A 14,978-nucleotide genomic window follows, 5' to 3' on the forward strand; every position below is an offset into this window, starting at 1 on the left:
TCGTTTCCTGCAAAAGTTTAAAAAACTACCGGTTACCCACCGATGACGCAGTCGATTCCAAGGGATGTCACAATATCTTTATATTTATGCATACGACTTTCTTCCGGTGGTTTTATTTCAATCATGTCGTACGTTCTGCCAAGCAGGTTATATTTATTCTGGCCATAGTTGTGATAGGGCAATAAATGTAATCGCGATACATTTTTCATGTGCGTAACAAATCTGGCAATAGCTTCGATACTTTGTTCATCATCATTAAATCCAGGAATTACCGGGATCCGAACGGCGACATTCTTTGCCAGTTCTGAAATTGTCAGTGCATTACGTAAAACCGTCTCATTCGGATGTCCCGTAAATTCCTTATGCCGTTCACTATAAAAGGTTTTGATGTCGAGCAATACGATATCAAGCAATGGGATAACCTTTTCCAGCACGGCCCGGGAGGCTATTCCGGTGGTTTCCATCGCTGTATGCCATCCTCTGGCTTTGCAGGCGGCCAGCAATGCTGCTGCAAATGCAGGCTGAGCCAGTGCTTCGCCACCGGACAATGTAATACCTCCACCGGAGCGGCGATAATGCGTCTCATCTTTACGCAGTTCGTCTATAACCTCCACCACCGACATTCTCTTACCTGACTGAACCATCGCGCCAGCCGGGCAGACCTCAGCGCAAGCTCCACAATGAATACAGGCATTCCGGTCAATAAGCCCTTGACGTGAGGCATCGATAGCCCCAACGGGGCAGGCGGATACGCAGCGTCCGCAATGGATACAATTGCGATCGTAGTAAAATATTTCCGGTTCAGTGTGCTGTGATTCCGGATTACTGCACCATTTACATGCCAGATAACAGCCTTTCAGGAATACAATGGTGCGTATTCCCGGGCCATCATGTAAGGAGAATTTTTGTATATTAAATACGGTGCCAGTCTGCGCGTAATCAATTTCCGCCATGTCAATACCTTTATTTCTTTTCTTCATGCTGATATTCAGCATGTTATTGGCCGGATGTGTTTTCCTTGTCTGTAAAAACAAGGAAAACAATCATCAGAAGATAATATCCTTATGTTGAGAAATCCGGCCGACTGTCAATTAAAAGACATGTTCGGTTCGCAGGATAATATCGTCCTGTACGCTTTTATCCAGTGAGACAAATTGCGCACTGTAACCCGCCACACGCACAACCAGATCACGATATTTTTCTGGTTCTTTTTGTGCTGCCAGCAGTGTATTACGGTCGATCACATTGAACTGAACATGCATGCCTTTCTGATCGAAATAACCACGCAGTAAGGCCGCCAGATGGTATAATCCCTCATCGCCTTTCAGAGCTGCCGGATGGAATTTCTGATTAAACAGCGTGCCATTTGAGGCCAGGAAGTGATCCAGCTTGGCTACTGAGTTGGCGGCAGCGGTTGGACCTTTTGTATCCATGCCCCTGCTGGGCGACACCCCATCGGGAAGCGGCTGGCCGGCCAGACGTCCATCTGGAGTTGCCCCGACGCTCTCACCGAGAGCCACATTAGCGGATACCGGATATAAGCCAGCCTGGAATAAACCGCCACGTGGGTTGGTGTATTTTTCTACCTCGCGACAGTAAATTTCAGCACCGGTACGGGCCAGCATATCCACTTCGTCAATGTCATTACCGAACTTGGGGGCGCCATTAATGAGTAACTGACGCACTGCTGTCAGCCCGGCATTAGCCCCTTTGACAGGCTCCGGTGGGTTGCTATTGAGTGAGGTGAGTGCAAGTGCGCCGCTTTCGCCCAGCACTTTCTTCACGGCCTCAAGGACTAGTTCATAGGTTGCATCCTGTTTCGGCGTACTTTCAGTGGCTATAGTGTCAGGTTTCTCTATCCCGCCAGATACACCGAAATTGGCATCCAGTGCTTCTTTCAGATGACCCAGCGATAATTGGCCTTCTTCAAATACCAGACGTTTGATAGCCATCAGCGAGTCGCCCACATTGGCAACGCCGACACCTTGCGGACCCGTGAAGTTATAATGGGCACCGCCTTCCTGAACGCTTTTACCGCGACTGATACAGTCATCCACCATACAGGACAGGAACGGCAGGGGGGCCCGTTCCATATGAGCAAGGTCAACACTGTTATCGGCCATTGCCAGATGATAGACAAAATATTCGTTCTGTTTACGATAAGCTTCAATGATGTCTTCAATACTCTGGAATGAATCCAGCTCACCAGTTTTGGGGCCGAGTTGTTTATCCCCGCAGCGTCCGTTGTTCAGGGTTATTTCCAGTACCTTACTCATGTTATAGAACGCGGCGTCGTGCCAGCCTTCTGTTTTTCCCGGACGTTGAGGTTCGACGCAGCCGATGATGCCGTATTCCCGCGCATCTTCCAGGGTCAGGCCGCGGTTAATCAATGCAGGGATAACAACTTCATCGTTGTAATAGGCCGGGATCCCCATACCAAGACGACTGACTTCACAGGCTTTCAGTAACAAATCGTCCGGAGATTTTGACCAGACACGTACTGACAGTGAAGGTTCATGCAGACGAACATGGGCGGTAGCCGTCATGGCCATAAAGGACAGTCTGTTAGTGGCGTCCTGTCCGCCGCTGGTTTGACCGCCAACGATCAGGTTCTGGAACATCGGATAGCCACCAAAACCTTTGGTCGAGCCTTCATCACGAACCTTGTTAACGTCGTTGAACTTGAGCCACAGACAATCCAGCAATTCCTGCGCCTGTTCCTCGCTCAGGGAGCTGTCCTTTTCCAGGTAAGGGTACATGTACTGATCGAAACGCGCCGGGGAGATAGAATGCCCGTTGGATTCAAGTTGAATAATGGCATGGGCAAACCAGAATGACTGGCAGGCTTCATAGAAATTACTTGCACCATTTTCAGGTACTTTGTCACAGATTTCAGCAATTTTCAGCAGCTCTTTTTTACGGACTGGTGAGGCCTGTTCCGCGAGAGTACGAGCTTTAACCGCGTAACGATGAGCAAAATTGATTGCTGCGTTACAAGAAATAATGACCGCCTTGTAGAACGATTCTTTTTTCAGAAAAGCGGGGTCTTTTTTATCAGCGCTGGCCATTGCTGCAACAACATCCTGGATGATGCCTTTGTATCCACGAGCGAGAACACGCGCGTAGTCCACGGCTATATGACCGACGCCATTAAAGTAATAGTTGCCGACAGTGAAGACATTTTCTGCCATGCAATCAAGCGTTTCAGGCAACATATAGGATGTAGCCAGTTCATTCGTTGTTTTCCCTTCCCAGTAGCCAAATACGCTATCCAGCTGCTGTTTCGCTTCATCGGTTATGGTAAAACGGTCGCCTTTACGCAGATTCAGACGATCGAATTCATCCTGAAGCCAGCGATTTGAGTACTCCGGGTAAATTTGTGTGGAATGAGGAGTGACTGTCAGACTACCAACGATTAGTTCACCTGCCCGGATGGTGACCGGCAATTCCGCAAGGATCTTCTCAAGCGCTTTGGCGCGACGGATGATCATGGGCAGGGATTCCGTTTCCTTATAGGACTCGGTGATCAGGCGGGCACGATCCGTCTCAATGCAGGGGGTCGTATCAAGGATTTGTTCCCGTAAGGCACGAATTCGGTCAGTTGGTTCACCAAAAGCCTGTGATAATTGGCTCATTTCTTGTTCTCCACTACATGGAAATCAGATATAGGGGGTTGTGGCTGAAGGCGCTTTGCCACCCATTGTTTCCAGCAGAGTCAGACCTACATCACGTGCAGAACGCACCGCCTGGCGCACAGCACCGGAGTCACCGGAAACAATCAGAATAACTTCGTTAGTAAAGCTGGTGCCTTTTGCCGGGGAGTTGTAAGCCACCACATCCACATTGGCAGATTTGATCGCCGTGTCTGCCATCAGCACACCAATCGCTGCCGGGGCACCGACAATCACGCCACAGGCGCGTCCAAGGGGGGCGCCAAATGCTTTTTCCAGAGCGTAGCTGGCGCGTGCGGTGTACTGGAGTTCCACATGACCTGCTGCGTTGGCGTAAATGTCACCGAAAGTACGCTCAAGTTCGCCTAGCGCCACTTCCACAGCCCGTTTCACATCGGAAACATCCTGACCACCGAACAGCACCAGTGAACCGTGTCCTGCGCCGCCTTTAGTGTCGCGGGCCAGTTCAATTGCAACGACTTCAGTATTTGTGGCTTTGACAGCTTCATCAGCCGCCATGATCTGTGGGCCCGCACCAGTACGTGCACCAAGGATGCCTATTGAACGGTATTTCTTCTCCAGATGCATGGCATCCAGCAAGGCGCTGTCAACGTTGGCAATTACAAGGCCGATACTGTCGCCCGTTGCCGTCCCGACGAACTCGGTTAAACCGCAAAGTTTTCTTGGGATAGCGGGCTCCTGCTGAGATATCCCCGGCTGGGATGCGGCGGACGGGGTTTTCAAATCCCCGACTTTTCCGAGCACCTCGGCGATAATATTTTCTACGAGGTTATCGCTACTCATTGTTTAACTCCTTCAGATGGTTTAAGGCCTGCTGGCAGGAGTTTTTCAATATCAGAATGCGGACGTGGAATGACATGGGTAGCGATGACATCGCCGATCTGACGAGCAGAGGCACAACCGGCATCGGTGGCGGCTTTGACTGCACCCACATCTCCGCGTACGAGCACTGTTATCAGACCAGAACCAATTTTTTCGTAACCAATGAGCACGACATTGGCTGATTTGACCATCGCATCAGCAGCTTCTATTGCTGCAGTCAGACCTTTGGTCTCGACCATACCTAACGCTTCTTGTTGCATATTGTTCTCCTTCCGGGAGGAAATCGTCTGTGGGGGATAATTCACCCGGAAAGGGTAAGGGATTGGATTTTAAAATAATTGCGGGGATCTTTTTTTTTGAAGCATCATTATTGCGTTTTCAGGTGTTGATTTGCCATTTTTTAATGTATGTGATTGTTTTTTAAATTAAATAATATTTAACTGATGGTGTGTTCTTGCGTTGGCGAAGAAAATAATTTTAATTTATTTGTTGCATTATGTTGTCGAGTGTGGTTGCTTCTGCCCACGAGGCAGAGCTTGTATGTCCGCGGTTTAGCATAGAAAAGAGGTCTCTGATTATTTCGTAGATGGTGATATTGCCAGACCTTCTCTTTTTCATGATTGTATTATGACCAACCTTACTTGCGAATAGTGAGGCGACAGGAGGATACAAATATCAAAAAATGAATATATATAATCTTAGAGGTAATACCAAATTTAGGTAAAGTCATGAGACAAGATAATGGATGCGTGATATGCGCGGTATTCCATTGATATCTAATGATTTAATTTTATAGCAGCGTCAAAATTTATTCTTATTAAATAAATGTACCCCCAGGATCGTTTCTCAATATTTAATTTTCATGAGTGTTTAATGTTAAATAAAATATAATAATGGCCGCGTGTCAAAATACTGCTGCTGAGGATGTGTGTATATTAAGGTGATGGGGGTTTTCTAAGAAATAGAAATACTTTTTGGTATTATATAAAAATCGTCTGTGGGTAGGTCTGAATTCAGTCTGGAATTCCAATTCATGCTTTTTTATGTTTTGCGGTACATCGGAGTTACAAAAGGTTGTGCTAGCGTCACAAAACTTAAACCCTTCTCGTCACACGTATGATTTTCATTGGGGATAAATCTTTAATGAATTTCATATTGAGAGTAAGTAACAATTTAATAAAACAGGTGTTGTTTATGGAGTTGAATTTTTTATGAAGAAATGATGGAGGCTCCCCCGATGACAGGGGAGCTCCAAGTTTTTGTGTTTTATTATTAAGCCAATATTCCAGCCCAGTAACCCAGAATACCGAATGCAAAAATAAGCATAATCAATAGTAGGGGACTCAGTTTCTTCCTGAGCAATCTTGCAACTAACAATGTAAGAGCCAAAGGAAGCATTCCCGGAAGTAACTGATCGAAGATGTTCTGCAGCGTTGTTACTGTGACATGGCCATCTGCCTGTGTGACACGGGATACAACAATCGGTACATTAATTGTCGTCCACTTACAAACCAGGGCGCCAATAACGAACAGTCCCAGAATTGATGCACCTTCTGTCAGTTTCTGAAGGCGATCCCCACCCAAATCCTTAAGAATTTCTCTTCCTTTCTGGTATCCGTAATTTAAACCATAGTATTTCAGTGCTAAACGGATTGCGTTGAACAATACAAAAAAAATGATTGGGCCAAGGATATTTCCGGTTAACGCAAGAGAGGCTCCCAGGGCAGCAAGAACGGGTCTGATAGTCCCCCAAAAAATAGGATCTCCAACACCTGCGAAGGGACCCATCAAACCGATTTTTACACCACTGATACTATTCCCTTCAATCTGTGCACCGTTTGCTTTTTCCTCTTCCATCGCCGCCGCAACACCCAATATGGGGGAGGCGCAGTAGGGCTGAGTATTAAACCACTCCAGATGTCTTTTAAGAGCTTCTATTCTTTCCGGACCCGGCGCATACAACCGTTTTATGGCAGGAATCATGATATAGCAAATACCCAGATTCTGTACACGTTCAAAGTTTGCTGAAGCCAGAAGGACGTTTGATCTTAAAAACATACTTCTAAGGTCGCCAGAGGTAAGGCGTTTATTTTCGGTAACAGTAGTGTCTTTATTGGTATTATCGATTGACATGATTGGCTCCTCAGGAATCGAGATCGTCTTCATCAGACAAGGTTGCTTTCGATGGGCTACTTACCGCTTTACTGGCCGCAGAAAATCTTGGATTTACCTGAAGGTAAATAATGGCGGCAACTAACCCCATCCCTCCAAGTCCAACCAGATTGAAATTGGTGAAAGCCGCAATCAGAAAACCCGCAAACAGGAATGGCATCAAATGTCTGACATTCATCATATTGACAACCATTGCATAACCCACAACGACAACAATGCCACCTCCGATCTGGAGACCTTTTGTGACGACTTCCGGGATACTGTTGAGAACGTTCTGAACGGTGGTAACATCAAGCATCAGTACGGCCAGCGTGGGGAGTGCAACGCGTAATGCCTGTAATGACAGCGCACTGATATGCATGAACTCGATACCTCGAATATTGCCGGACTCGGCATAGGTATCTGCCTTGTGGACAAAGAATACCGCTATCGTTCTGATAAAAATAGTTAAGACCTGACCTGCTGCTGCCAGGGCGACTGCGATGGCAATACCTTGCCCAATGCCCTGATGGGTCGTAATGACGAGGATAGTTGAAATGACGGAAGCAATGGCGGTATCTGGCGCCATTGCAAGCCCGACGTTCATCCAGCCCAGGGCCATCATTTCAAGTGTACCGCCTAAGATAATACCGGTTTTAATATCACCCAGAACGATCCCGACCAGCGTACAAACCACAAGTGGGCGGTGGGTCTGAGCTTCGTCCAGCACACTCCCTATCCCCGCTAAAGCAGCTACCATGACCAGTGCAATAATTTGATATGTTTCCATGTCATTTAACCTTCATTATTCAATTTTAGAATAAAAATCAACCGCGGAATCAGAGGGTAATTGCCGTAGTTCAAGCTGAACACCTTTCTCATGCAGTTTTTTAAACGACGCGATGTCTTCAGGAGTTGCGCTGACGGATTTCGTGAGTTGTTTACGACCCTCTTCATAAATCATTCCTCCAATATTTACTGAAGGAATTTTAACTCCGCCCTCAACAAGATGAAGAACATCTGTTGGATTACCAAATAAAAGAAAAGCGGTAACACCTTCATAACGTTCACTGTGATATGCTTTTATCATCTTTTCAACGGTGACCACGCTGGCCTTCATGTGGCTGGGGGCTTTGTTGAATAAATCAGATTTCGGGTAAGTCTCCCCCGTAGCGGGTTGTGTTTTCAGGCAATACGCACGCTTTCAGGCATACCTGCTTTCGTCATTTTGTTCAGCGCTCGTACCAGGGCCATAGCCTCCGCAACCTGACCATCGTAGTCACGCAGCGTCAGTGAACCCCCGAACAGCTGTTTTACCCGGTACATCGCCGTTTCCGCTATCGAGCGACGGTTGTAATCTGTTGTCCATTTCCACCGCGCATTACTCCCGGTCATTCGCTGATTAGCCACTGCACGGTTACGGTCTGCATATTCACCGGGCCAGTAACCTGCACCTTTTCGGGGAGGGATAAGCGCGCTGATTTTCTTACGCCGCAGTTCATCGTGACAGAGCCGGGTGTCGTAAGCGCCGTCTGCCGCTGCTGCCCTGATTTTTCTGTGAGTCTGCCGGATAAGACCCGGGAAGGCTTCTGAGTCCGTCACATTGTTCAGCGACAGGTCTGCACAGATGATTTCATGTGTGTTGCTGTCAACTGCCAGATGCAACTTTCGCCATATACGACGGCGTTCCTGGCCATGTTTTTTGACTTTCCATTCGCCTTCACCAAAGACCTTCAGCCCGGTGGAATCAATCACCAGATGCGCGATTTCACCTCGGGTGAACGTTTTGAAACTGACATTAACCGACTTTGCGCGCCTGCTGACACTGGTGTAATCCGGGCAGCGCAACGGAACATTCATCAGTGTAAAAATGGAATCAATAAAACCCTGCGCAGCGCGCAGGGTCAGCCTGAATACGCGTTTAATGACCAGCACAGTCGTGATGGCAAGGTCAGAATAGCGCTGAGGTCTGCCTCGTGAAGAAGGTGTTGCTGACTCATACCAGGCCTGAATAGCTTCATCATCCAGCCAGAAAGTTATGGAGCCACGGTTGATGAGGGCTTTATTGTAGGTGGGCCAGTTGGTGATTTTGAACTTTTGCTTTGCCACGGAACGGTCTGCGTTGTCGGGAAGATACGTGATCTGATCCTTCAACTCAGCAAAAGTTCGATTTATTCAACAAAGCCGCGTGACTCATACAGCGGCCATCCGTCCGTCATCCATACCACCACCTCAAAGGCCGACAGCAGGCCAAGAAGACGTTCCAGCGTAGCCATGGTGCGTTCACCAAAGACATGCGCCACCACCGTTCTGCGTATCCTGTCATACGCGTAAAACAGCCAGCGCTGCCGTGATTTTGCCCCGACGTAGCCCCATTGCTCGTCCATCTCCGCACAGACAATGACATCACTGCCCGGCTGTATCCGGGAGGTTACTGACTGCGGCCTGAGTTTTTTAAATGGCGGAAAATGGGGTTGAGACCAATGCCCATAATGCGTGCGGTGGCGCGGCAACCGACACCATTCATGGCCATATCAATGATTTTCTGGTGTGTTCCGGGCTGAGATGCGGTGTAAGTGAAGGTGAGCTGCCATGTTTTACGGCAGTGAGAGCAGAGATAGCGCTGATGCCCGGCAGTACTTTTGCCGTTACGCACCACCCCGTCAGTAGCTGAACAGGAGGGACAACAGACGGAGACGGAAGCCACAGGAGCACCTCAAAAACACCATCATACACTACATCAGTAAGTTGGTAGCATCACCTGGAATAGATTACCCATAAAGCTAGCTTCCGCTCTTCGCTCTTCGCTCTTAAGGGACAACCATACTCAAATCTCCCATATTGCAGGAGATTTGAGTATGAAAACGTCACCGTGGAACAAAGACTGTATCATCGGTCAAAAAAGGCCGCTTCAGATATCTCATATCTGGGGGATCCGGATTCGACTTGAGCTGGAAGGTAAAACACGCGATCTTGCACTGTTCAACATGGCTTTGGACAGTAAGCTACGAGGCTGTGACCTGGTCAAACTCAAAGTATCAGATGTTGCATATGGCAGTTCTGTTTCAAGCAGAGCAACGGTGTTGCAACAGAAAACCGGTAGTCCTGTCCAATTTGAGATAACCAAAGGAACAAGAGAAGCTGTTGCTGCATTGATAAAGCTTGGTAATTTGCATAGTAAAGACTTCTTGTTCCGGTCTCGGGTTGGTACTTGCCAACACATATCAACCCGGCAATACAACCGAATTTTTCATGGGTGGATAGCAAAGCTTGGTCTCGAAAATTCACTTTACAGCACGCATTCTATGCGAAGAACAAAACCTTACCTGATCTACAAAAAAACTAAGAATCTCAGAGTGATCCAACTCCTTCTGGGCTACAAGAAACTGGAAAGTACAGTTCGATACTTGGGCATTGAAGTCGATGATGCGCTGGAGATATCTGAATCGATCGAAGTCTAAGGTTGTCAGGGCTGCGACAGCGGCCCTGTGCCAAGAGCGGAGGTTTAGCAGTTTTTTTCCTTCAACTCGTCTGTTGTTATACGCAATGGTTATGCTGTCTAACGATCATATCCAACCTTCAGATTACCCGTGCTTTTTTCTAAATAACTGTTCGGAATAGTAGATCACTTTGAGGGAACTCAGCCCGAATTGTGCGATCTGATCAATCGCTGAATATCCCAAATCACCAACCGGACTGAGCGATGCCGATCATAGCACCAATTCCCCGTGACGAACGACGCCTGATGCAGAAAGCTATCCATAAAACGCGTGATAAAAATTATGCCCGCAGACTGACCGCCATGCTGATGTTGCACCGGGGCGAGCGCGTCAGTCATGTGGCCAGAACACTCTGCTGTGCCCGCTCATCGATTGGTCGCTGGATTAACTGGTTCACTCTGTCTGGTGCTGAAGGCCTGAAGTCATTACCGTCAGGACGTGGCAGGCGCTGGCCGTTCGAACATATTTGCGCATTGCTGCGTGAGCTTGTGAAGCATTCTCCCGGCGATTTCGGTTATCAGCGTTCCCGCTGGAGTACCGAACTGCTGGCGATAAAAATCCGTGATGTCACCGGTTGTCCGCTACATGCCTCAACCATCCGGAGATGGTTACCTGCTGCCGGGCTGGTATGGCGCAGAGCAGCGCCGACACTGCGTATCCGTGACCCACACAAAGAAGAAAAAATGGTCGCTATCCATGAAGCACTGGCGAAATGCAGTGCGGAAAATCCCGTGTTTTCCGAAGATGAAGTGGATATTCATCTCAACCCGAAAATCGGTGCTGACTGGCAGTTACGCGGGCAGCAAAAACGTGTTGTCACACCGGGCCAGAATGAAAAGTACTATCTTGCCGGTGCGCTGCACAGCGGTACGGGAAAAGTCAGCTACGTAGGTGGAAACAGTAAAGGTTCATCTTTATTTATCAGACTGTTAAAACATCTTAAGGCGACATACCGGCGGGCAAAAACGATTACGCTCATTGTCGATAACTACATTATCCACAAAAGCCGTGAAACGTTGCGCTGGCTGAAAGCAAACCAGAAGTTCAGGGTCATTTATCAGCCGGTTTACTCGCCATGGGTCAATCATGTCGAACGGTTGTGGCAGGCGCTTCATGAGACAATAACCCGAAATCACCAGTGCCGTTCAATGTGGCAACTGTTGAAAAAGGTTCATCACTTTATGGATACCGTCAGCCCATTCCCCGGTGGAAAACACGGGCTGGCTAAAGTGTAGCGGTATTAGGATCAGTTATTTAGGACAAGCCACGATACTTGCTACAGATTAATCATTTCTTCTGATAGTGGATGATCAACACAGGAACCCGATAAATTGAAACTGACAGAGCCGAAACGGGACATCAAAAACAAACCGCCCCCGGTTGACAGGAATGCCCCGTCCGGCTGGTTTCGATAGTAACATCTTCCATCTGGGGATGTTAAGTAATGGAACAGGCAGTAGGTGGGCAGATTCGCAAGCGCAAGCATGGTCGTACTGTCTATTCAGTATCAGCATGTTTCTGAGTCTTTTTCTGGTTCTGAAGTATCGTTTCATCGGAGTTAAGAATGTTATGGATGAGTTCCTCACATCCCTGTTGCTTTTGAACTTCCAAAAGTAACTGAACGGAAATGCGGTGTACTGGGAGTGAAGTACTTAGGGTAGGTGGAGGGGCTGAGCTGATATTCGGTGAATCATATCCTCAGGAGACATAATTAACATGTTGGAAGATCTCAAAAGTGAATGGACAGATTAAGCGAGATATTTACATGGAAAAGCCTGAAGAATGATTTCGGAATTCTGATGGAGACCTATTGAACGTTTTCTTAAAGAGACGGGAAAAATAATGGACATCATTATAACCGACACTTCGTGCTATTTTTTCAATGCTCCAGTTTGTTTGTTCAAGGAGACAATGAGCTTCCGTCATTCTTTTATTTATTAAATAAGCAGTGAAGCCTGTGCCTGTCAACTCCTTAAACGTTCTGGAAAAATAAAACATACTCAGGTTGGCTTTGCTGGCCATTTGTTCAAGATTGAGATTGTCAGAGAAATTCTGATTTATGTGATTGAGTATCATTTCCATTGTTGCCTGATGTCGACCCAATGTCTCCAGTTTCTGATTTTTAACAGGACTGACATTTTTTACTATACGTAAATTATATTCCTTACTAAGGTAGTTCTCTATAATAAGGTTCAGGAGCTGTGCAGCAGACTTTATTTTCATCAGGCTCAGTTCAGGCACCTCATGATATAGTTCGATAAGTTTTGATTCTGTTGGTAAGTTTTTATCGTTTTCCACTATTTTTGGTAATGGTAAGTTTTCTGCAACACGTGCTTGTCCACAAGAAACAAACCCTGTCAGATTACCGTTAATGAAAATAGGAATGGAAAAATCTACGAGTCCTGCGTGACAGCGATAACATTGAATCTGTTTTGCTTTCGTACTTTCAAAACCACCACAGCGATCGCATTGTTGGCAATAGGGATGGTAAGCTGCGATTTGCCTGACCTGCTGGCAGAAAGAAGTAAAATTATACCATGGGGATATCTCTTTGCCATTCAGATCTACGGCAACAGAACCCAGACCTGTGGCATTGGCAAAATCATATACAATATTGTCAAGTATATCGTGGGCGTTTCTCATTTTTTTACCTGGCAATAAAAGTTGTAATCCGTTAGTTATTCTTGGTTTTTCACAAAGATAAATCCATTACATTCGTGACTATATCATATGAAAATTATACTCTTTTTAAAATCGTTGTAAATTGTGCTACATCACATTTTCTTGCCTGAGCTTTAAAGTATGGGTAAGCGGATTAAATGGTTGATCTTACCTTTGCATGAGAGTGAGACAGACCGGCATCTCATCGGATTATCTGGTTGATGCTTCACCTACTGCTGGTGCATGTTTCCTTCGCTAATTCCAGCAAGAACCCCACACGCCTCAACTTCCCGGTCATCGTTGCAACTCGCTCTCAGTGAAACGAGTTGTTTCTCAAGCGCTTGCAGAGCGGTTATCTGCGACCGCACATGAGAGATGTGATCATCGAGCAAGGCGTTGACGGCGGTACAAGGCTGATGAGGGTCGTCCTGATAGCTCTGTAGTTCGTGAATCTCAGCCAGTGACAGGCCCAGGATTCTGCAGCGACGGATGAAGGCCAGCCCCTCACCATGCTTCTCGGTATAGACACGGTAACCGTTGTCCTGCCGATCAGGCGGCGGCAACAAGCCCTGCTGTTCATAGAAGCGGATCGTCTGTGTTTCGACCCCTACCAACTGCGCCAACTGACCAATGCGCATCAGCCTCCTCCCCAACGGATTCTTTACTCTATTGACCTTATAGTGACTTTATAGTTTTAAATGGTACCACAACATTGTTCAAGTGGAGTCGTATCATGAGCAAATCCTGTGGTGGCGCCTGTGGCGGTGATGCAACGTCCGCAGCGGATACCGATATACAGGCCTCCTCCGAGGCGCCAGGGAGATGGGTCAGTGTTTATGCCGTGCCGAAGATGGACTGTCCATCAGAAGAACGAATGATTCGCCTAGCCCTGAACGGCTTTGAGGAGATTCGGGCGCTGTCCTTCGACTTGTCGAACCGCCGGCTGAAGGTCGTGCATGACGGCGAGGTCGAGCCCGTCACCTCGAAACTGAAGACCTTGGGGCTAGGCGCCTCGCTTCAGGAAACCGTCGCTGCAAATCCGGAGACCATCAAGGCCGCCGAGTTTTCGGCAGCTTCTGCTAAGCAAGAATCCGGGACCCTGCGCTGGTTGCTCGGCATCAATGCACTTCTGTTCGTGGTGGAAATGACTGCCGGTCTGATCGCCCAGTCCACCGGCCTGATTGGAGAATCCCTGGACAATTTTGCCGATGCGGCGGTGTACGGGCTTGCCCTTTATGCGGTTGGACATAGCGTGAAAATGCAGGTACGTGCCGCGCATCTTGCTGGTGTACTGCAACTGATCTTGGCTGTGGGCGTGCTCGTAGAGGTGGTGAGACGCTTTGTATTCGGTAGTGAGCCTGAATCGCTGGTGATGATGGCTATCGCATTCGTCGCATTGATTGCCAATACCAGTTGTCTGCTGCTCATATCCAAACATCGGGAGGGCGGGGCGCACATGAAGGCAAGCTGGATATTCTCGGCCAACGACGTGGTGATCAACCTGGGGGTCATCACCTCCGGCGCTCTGGTCGCGTGGACCGGGTCCAATTATCCGGATCTGATTATCGGCACCATCGCGGGGGTAATTGTACTTAACGGTGCTAGACGCATTCTGGCGCTCAAGGATTAAGCAATGTCCATTTTTGGCAAACATCTGTCACCGTACGCTCTGTTGTCCATCTCCGGCCTGCTGGCAGCGTCTGATCAGGCCGTAAAATGGCTGGTGCAACAATCAATGGCATATGGCGAGTCTATTTCAGTGACCTCATTCTTTAACTGGGTACACGTATGGAATACCGGTGCCGCATTCAGTCTTTTTGCGAATGGTGGAGGCTGGCAGCGCTACTTTTTTATCGGAATCGCGGTAGTGGTCTCGATTTTTCTGATCAAGCTGATCCTTGAAAATCGTCATAAAGGAGAAGCCATCGCTTGCAGTCTTATCCTCGGTGGCGCCATGGGCAACCTGATTGACCGGGTCTTTCGCGGCTATGTTGTGGATTCCTTTGATTTCTATTGGCGAGACTGGCATTGGCCGGCCTTCAACCTGGCTGATATTGCAATTGTCCTCGGTGCCTTACTTTTAGTTTCCAGCAGCTTGTTGGGTAAAAAAGCAAACACCAATGCCGAGCCGGATGGATCTGACTGACACCTA

Annotated in this window: 14 protein-coding genes and 1 pseudogene; 4 read left to right on the forward strand and 11 right to left on the reverse strand. The window is 47.8% G+C overall.

Annotated elements, in window-relative coordinates:
- Positions 1-32: 32 nt before the first annotated feature.
- The 9 genes and pseudogenes from SPUTW3181_RS02220 to SPUTW3181_RS21430 form a co-directional block, all read right to left on the reverse strand.
- Positions 33-995 carry a glycyl-radical enzyme activating protein gene (locus tag SPUTW3181_RS02220; protein WP_023165776.1) on the reverse strand — a complete coding sequence of 321 codons (963 nt, stop codon included), beginning with the start codon at positions 993-995 and terminating at the stop codon, positions 33-35.
- Positions 996-1,091: 96 nt separating this feature from the next.
- On the reverse strand, positions 1,092-3,635 hold the full coding sequence (locus SPUTW3181_RS02225; RefSeq protein ID WP_011787819.1) for a glycyl radical protein: 2,544 nt from the start codon (positions 3,633-3,635) through the stop codon (positions 1,092-1,094).
- A 24-nt stretch (positions 3,636-3,659) separates the two neighbouring features.
- Positions 3,660-4,475: a propanediol utilization microcompartment protein PduB gene (gene pduB / locus SPUTW3181_RS02230; protein WP_011787820.1), complete on the reverse strand. Its 816-nt coding sequence runs from the start codon at positions 4,473-4,475 to the stop codon at positions 3,660-3,662.
- Positions 4,472-4,774, reverse strand: a complete 303-nt coding sequence (gene pduA, locus SPUTW3181_RS02235) for a propanediol utilization microcompartment protein PduA (protein ID WP_011787821.1) — start codon at positions 4,772-4,774, stop codon at positions 4,472-4,474. The genes pduB and pduA overlap by 4 nt, the downstream gene beginning before the upstream one ends.
- A 1,012-nt stretch (positions 4,775-5,786) precedes the next feature.
- Complete coding sequence (locus tag SPUTW3181_RS02240; RefSeq protein ID WP_011787822.1) at positions 5,787-6,647, reverse strand: mannose/fructose/sorbose PTS transporter subunit IID; 861 nt, start codon at positions 6,645-6,647, stop codon at positions 5,787-5,789.
- Positions 6,648-6,657: 10 nt separating this feature from the next.
- Complete coding sequence (locus SPUTW3181_RS02245) at positions 6,658-7,455, reverse strand: PTS mannose/fructose/sorbose transporter subunit IIC (protein WP_011787823.1); 798 nt, start codon at positions 7,453-7,455, stop codon at positions 6,658-6,660.
- A 15-nt stretch (positions 7,456-7,470) separates the two neighbouring features.
- Positions 7,471-7,854 carry a PTS system mannose/fructose/N-acetylgalactosamine-transporter subunit IIB gene (locus SPUTW3181_RS02250; protein ID WP_227498154.1) on the reverse strand — a complete coding sequence of 128 codons (384 nt, stop codon included), beginning with the start codon at positions 7,852-7,854 and terminating at the stop codon, positions 7,471-7,473.
- On the reverse strand, positions 7,851-8,774 hold the full coding sequence (locus SPUTW3181_RS02255; RefSeq protein ID WP_011787825.1) for an IS5-like element IS903B family transposase: 924 nt from the start codon (positions 8,772-8,774) through the stop codon (positions 7,851-7,853). The genes SPUTW3181_RS02250 and SPUTW3181_RS02255 overlap by 4 nt, the downstream gene beginning before the upstream one ends.
- A 77-nt stretch (positions 8,775-8,851) precedes the next feature.
- Positions 8,852-9,372 (reverse strand): annotated as a pseudogene (locus SPUTW3181_RS21430) (IS1 family transposase); the annotation flags it as partial.
- A 151-nt stretch (positions 9,373-9,523) separates the two neighbouring features.
- Here SPUTW3181_RS21430 and SPUTW3181_RS02270 point away from each other — a divergent pair.
- A complete protein-coding gene (locus SPUTW3181_RS02270) occupies positions 9,524-10,126 on the forward strand; it encodes a site-specific integrase (RefSeq protein WP_011787827.1) in 603 nt (200 codons plus the stop codon).
- 242 nt (positions 10,127-10,368) lie between these two features.
- On the forward strand, positions 10,369-11,400 hold the full coding sequence (locus SPUTW3181_RS02275; protein ID WP_011787828.1) for an IS630-like element ISSpu2 family transposase: 1,032 nt from the start codon (positions 10,369-10,371) through the stop codon (positions 11,398-11,400).
- Between the two features lie 526 nt (positions 11,401-11,926).
- Here SPUTW3181_RS02275 and SPUTW3181_RS02280 read toward each other — a convergent pair.
- Positions 11,927-12,808 carry a PocR ligand-binding domain-containing protein gene (locus SPUTW3181_RS02280; protein ID WP_011787829.1) on the reverse strand — a complete coding sequence of 294 codons (882 nt, stop codon included), beginning with the start codon at positions 12,806-12,808 and terminating at the stop codon, positions 11,927-11,929.
- A gap of 248 nt (positions 12,809-13,056) precedes the next feature.
- Positions 13,057-13,464, reverse strand: a complete 408-nt coding sequence (cadR, locus tag SPUTW3181_RS02285; protein WP_004364961.1) for a Cd(II)/Pb(II)-responsive transcriptional regulator — start codon at positions 13,462-13,464, stop codon at positions 13,057-13,059.
- Positions 13,465-13,559: 95 nt separating this feature from the next.
- Here cadR and SPUTW3181_RS02290 point away from each other — a divergent pair, with 95 nt between their 5' ends.
- Both SPUTW3181_RS02290 and lspA read left to right on the forward strand, forming a co-directional pair.
- Positions 13,560-14,456 carry a cation transporter gene (locus SPUTW3181_RS02290; protein WP_011787806.1) on the forward strand — a complete coding sequence of 299 codons (897 nt, stop codon included), beginning with the start codon at positions 13,560-13,562 and terminating at the stop codon, positions 14,454-14,456.
- A gap of 3 nt (positions 14,457-14,459) precedes the next feature.
- Complete coding sequence (gene lspA / locus SPUTW3181_RS02295) at positions 14,460-14,972, forward strand: signal peptidase II (RefSeq protein WP_011787807.1); 513 nt, start codon at positions 14,460-14,462, stop codon at positions 14,970-14,972.
- Positions 14,973-14,978 lie beyond the last annotated feature (6 nt).

It is taken from the genome of Shewanella sp. W3-18-1 (assembly GCF_000015185.1).
Lineage (GTDB): Bacteria > Pseudomonadota > Gammaproteobacteria > Enterobacterales > Shewanellaceae > Shewanella > Shewanella putrefaciens.